Here is a 4,444-nt window from a genome sequence, read left to right as displayed (position 1 = left end):
TGAATATATGCAGGACAACTCTCAGGAAACAGCAGCCCCAAAAGAGCATGACCCCATCCTGAAAAACGAAATCAAAGGATATGCCGATCTATTCTAAACCACTGATTGAAAAAGCTCATTCCAGGCGATGGAAATATTTACATAACCGAGACAAGTTCAACAGTCGGCAATACCGTTGTCAGGACTATCTGGAGGCGGAAATGGACTTCGATGAACTCAAATCACTGCTCAACACCATGGCTGACCCGGTTATCCTTATGGAAGGAAGAAGAAGCATACCTGCCGGGCAACAGCAGTCAGCATTTGAAACAGCCCGCAGTCTGGCCGGAGATTTTAAACACGTGACTTTCAGATCAGGCAATGCATCCGGATCAGATTATGCCTTTTCCCGGGGGGTGGCCTCGGTGGATCCATCAAGGCTGCAGATACTTGCACCCTACAGAGGCCACAGGAAAAAACACATGTTTTCAGGTGCAGAGTACATTTATCCCGATGCCTTGCCTTCAGAGCATCACCCGGCAATTATCCAAAAAGCCCTGCAGGCTTCACCCAGGCACAAAAGCATCCTGGGCAGGACAAATCTGCCTCCCAAGGTGGCAGTCAAGGCCGGCTATCTCCTGCGCGATACCATTAAAGCGGCGGGATGTCCGCCTTTTTTGACCAGACCAGTTGCGGCTCTATTTTATGTCGATCCGGCTGACACTGAATCCGGAGGCACCGGCCATACCATCAGGGTGTGCAGACTGGAAAAAGTGCCGGTTTATTTTCAGGATGAGTGGAAGCAAAGCTGACAGGCTGACATCTGATGCAAAACTTCCAAAATGTACTCGAAAGTGGTTGGTCTAAATTTTAAAAAGACAGGGAGGTGGAAATGATAGAAGAAAGGGATAATGAGCTGATTTTTACTTTTCCAGAGATTCACCCAGAGGCCAGGCTTTGCATTTCTTTTCAAAAAACCCTGCGCATTCCGGATGACGGCAATGATTACCCACTGCCTCCGGGGCTGGGCAGGTTTCCTTTGAAACACGTTGATGATTACCAGGATAATTTGCCTGAAGCCTGGATAAAGCGGGGCGGGGTTATGCTGCCTATCTATCAGTCTGAAGCCATGTGGATCAATTTTGAATCCACCTGGATCAGGGAGCACCGAACAGAATACCCCTTTGTAATTAAAATCGCTGCAGGCAAAATCTGTGCAGTAACAGGCCGGCCATGGTCTGACGTAATCTCCAGGGAACCCCAGAACTACATGGTAATCCCGGATCAGCCCTGGCTGGACGGATACTGCATAGAACAAGGGGTGGTCCGGCAGTTTGTAGCCATGCCCCTTGGCGAGGGTTACACTGCTGAAGGTCAGATCACCGGCGCAGAAGATATTGGAGGACTGCAGATCCAGGTTTACCCCATGAAAAGAAAGGCCTTTGAAAAATATTGGCCTGAGCAGGAAGACATGCAGGGAAGATTTGTTGCTTTTGTCGAGGCAGCGCCTACTGCATATTGTCTTAGCGCCCCTGACATGGGCCTGGCTCCCGGGGGAAGGATGCACCAGGAGATATACGAGGATGAGTATGAACTCTTTGACTGGGATCTGAGCACGTCTTCACGCTGCTTTGTCCACCTGGCCAATTCTGAAATGTGGACGGCCATTACCGGCAGCAAGCCTCCAACAGTTCCGCCTACTGCCAGGCAATACTCCGAATATGGCCTGCCTTGGTTTGATCACTACTCTGACTCTGCTGCTCTGTCTGGTTCAGCTGTGCTGGCCGGTTTAAAGAGCGTAACAGGTATGGGCAGGGAAAAACGTGACAATCCTTTACCCGAAAATGAAACAGCCATCCCGGAAAAGATCATCAGGATTCAAGGAAAAAAACGCCCGAACCAGGTCCGTGAGTGGGAGTAATGCCGGCGGATCATCCAGGGCCAAAGTCGAGAAATTGTTCATGGAGATTTATTCTTTGCTGTCAACTGAAGCTTATTAGGCCTTGCTGCTCATATTATGTGTAATAAAAAAATAACAAACTGTTCCAGGAGACAGGTTGTAAATTTTTGAAGTTTCGCTGTAGTGTTAGGCCTTGCTGCTCATATTATGTAATAAAAAAATAACAAACTGTTCCGGCAAAGATCAGGGCTGCGCGCATGGCAGTGGGTCAGTCCCTCGCTTGGACTTAACTATGATGAGAGGTATTTCTTACCAATCTGGATTAAATGATGAGTCTTGTATATGGATGTTCGTAGGGACTGTCCCAGGTTTCGTAAAAAGACTTTTGCAAACATTGAATTGTGGAATCATCCCCGTTAGTTGTCTGAGTTGGTCTTTTTTTGAAACTTGAAACAGGAAGTCTTTGTAATAAATCATATGAGTCAAAAACGAGAAGTGAAATTTTAGCAAGATGCATGTCCCTCTTTAGATCGGTGGCTGGAGTAAAATATGCAATATTATGCACATACCGTTGAAAACAAGGGGCCTGAGGATTGGCAGATCCTTGAAGAGCACCTGTATAATGTTAGCGATCTGGCAGAAAAATTCACCAAAAAGTTCAATGCTTCTGGTTGGGGCCGCTTGGCCGGTCTGCTGCACGATGTAGGAAAGTATCGGCTGGAATTCCAAGACAAGCTGGTAAAGCAGTCTGCCCGAAGAGTTGATCATAAAGGGGTCGGGGCTAAACTGGCTAATAATAAGCTGGAAAATCCTGGTAAGCTTTTGAGTTACTGCATCGCAGGGCATCATGGGGGGTTGCCCAATGGCGGATATTCAAGCATGTCTGGGGGAGCCACTCTCAAAGACCTGGTTGAGCAGGCTGTCGATCTGCCTGCTGGTGCCCAACACATTCTTTCCGGTTTAGAAATACCTCAACTTGGTTTTCAGCCCAGAGATGCCTTCCAACTCACTTTTTTTGTTCGGATGCTCTTTTCAGCCCTTGTGGATGCAGATTTTCTGGACACTGAGGCTTTTCTTGATCCCAAAAAGGCAAAATTTCGCAGTCCTGGTCCATCCCTTAAAGTTCTCCAGGAAAAGCTTGACGCAAAACTTGCAACGTTTACTGCCGACACTGAAGTGAATCTGTTGAGAGCGCATATTCTTGACCATTCATTAAATCAGGCAGGCCTGGAGCCAGGTCTATTTACTCTGACCATCCCAACCGGTGGAGGCAAAACAATAACCTCTATGGCCTTTGCATTGGAGCATGCCCTTAAGCACAGCCTCAGACGCATTGTTTATGTTATTCCCTATACTTCAATCATTGAACAGAATGCCAGGGTGTTTAGAGATATTTTTCCTCCAGATGCGGTTATTGAACATCACAGCAATTTTGATCATGGAATTTTTGACGAGAATAAGGATCAGTATGGATCAGCCCTGCGGCACCGGCTGGCTTGTGAAAATTGGGATTCTCCTGTAGTAGTAACTACTAATGTGCAGTTTTTTGAATCTCTATTTGCAGCAAAACCCTCTCGGTGCAGAAAACTGCATAATCTTACCGGATCTGTAGTAATTCTGGATGAGGCCCAGATGCTTCCTGTGGAATATCTCAGGCCATGTCTGAAAGCCCTTGATGAGCTGGCCAGAAATTACAAAGCCAGCATTGTCCTTTGTACTGCAACTCAACCTGCCTTGAACAAACGTGATGATTTTAAGCATGGGCTGGAAGGAATCAGGGAAATCGCCCCAGACCCAAAGCAGATGCATAAAAAATTTCTCAGAACCAGCTTAGAAGATGCAGGAACTCTTTCCCTGGAACAGGTTGCGGATTTTATGTGTGACAGAGAGCAGGTTCTATGCATCGTAAATACCCGGAGTAGAGCTGCAAGTCTTTATGAGATGATCAGCACTCATGCAGGAGCAAAGCATTTGAGCGCTCTTATGTGCCCGGTTCATCGAAGCCATATTCTTAAAGAAATAAAGGATAGCTTGAAACAGGGTGCGCCTTGCAGGTTGATCAGTACTCAATTGATTGAGGCTGGCGTGGACATAAGTTTTCCGGAAGTGATCAGGGAGTATGCCGGTCTTGATTCCATTGTTCAGGCAGCTGGGCGTTGTAACCGTGAAGGTGAGCTTTCCGGTCTGGGCAAGGTCTATGTTTTCATGCCTGAAGAAGGTCTTGCGCCTGCATTTAAACAGCAGGCCGGTAATGCGAGCAATACGCTTCGTCATCATGGAGACGACCCCTTTTCCCCAGAAGCGATCGAGTACTATTTTTCCGAAACCTACTGGCTCAGACAAGAGCACCTGGATAAGCAGAAAATTCTTGAAGAGTTCAATATACCAAAACCAAACTGGGCGTTTCGTGATGTGGCCGAGCGTTTTAAAATTATTGATCAAAAGATGACCCCTGTGATTATCCCCTTTGATGAACAGGCTGAAGAACTGATTCAAAGTTTGCGCTTTGCAGAGACGAAAGGCGGGATTTTACGTTCTCTTCAGCAGTACACCGTCCAGGTCTAC

At 47.0% G+C, this 4,444-nt stretch carries 3 protein-coding genes; all 3 read left to right on the top strand.

Annotated elements, in window-relative coordinates; all coding sequences use genetic code 11:
- Nucleotides 1-200 precede the first annotated feature (200 nt).
- Nucleotides 201-791, top strand: a complete 591-nt coding sequence (locus QZP87_RS03355; RefSeq protein ID WP_291321501.1) for a hypothetical protein — start codon at nt 201-203, stop codon at nt 789-791.
- 80 nt (nt 792-871) lie between these two features.
- Nucleotides 872-1,900 (top strand): hypothetical protein, encoded by a 1,029-nt coding sequence (locus QZP87_RS03350; protein ID WP_291321500.1) that lies wholly within the window; start codon nt 872-874, stop codon nt 1,898-1,900.
- Nucleotides 1,901-2,428: 528 nt separating this feature from the next.
- Nucleotides 2,429-4,444: CRISPR-associated helicase Cas3' (gene cas3, locus QZP87_RS03345; RefSeq protein ID WP_291321499.1), on the top strand; the 2,016-nt coding region annotated here is incomplete at its 3' end.

Origin of the sequence: Desulfonatronospira sp. (assembly GCA_003563255.1) — a bacterium.
Taxonomy (GTDB): Bacteria; Desulfobacterota; Desulfovibrionia; order Desulfovibrionales; family Desulfonatronovibrionaceae; genus Desulfonatronospira.
The sequence above is the reverse complement of the archived record's forward strand: the minus strand, read 5'-3'. Positions and strand labels throughout refer to the sequence as shown.

What these genes read in the sequence shown, in the direction of transcription:
- QZP87_RS03355 (WP_291321501.1), top strand. Translation starts at nt 201, where the DNA reads ATGGACTTCGATGAACTCAAATCACTGCTCAACACCATGGCTGACCCG.
- QZP87_RS03350 (WP_291321500.1), top strand. Translation starts at nt 872, where the DNA reads ATGATAGAAGAAAGGGATAATGAGCTGATTTTTACTTTTCCAGAGATT.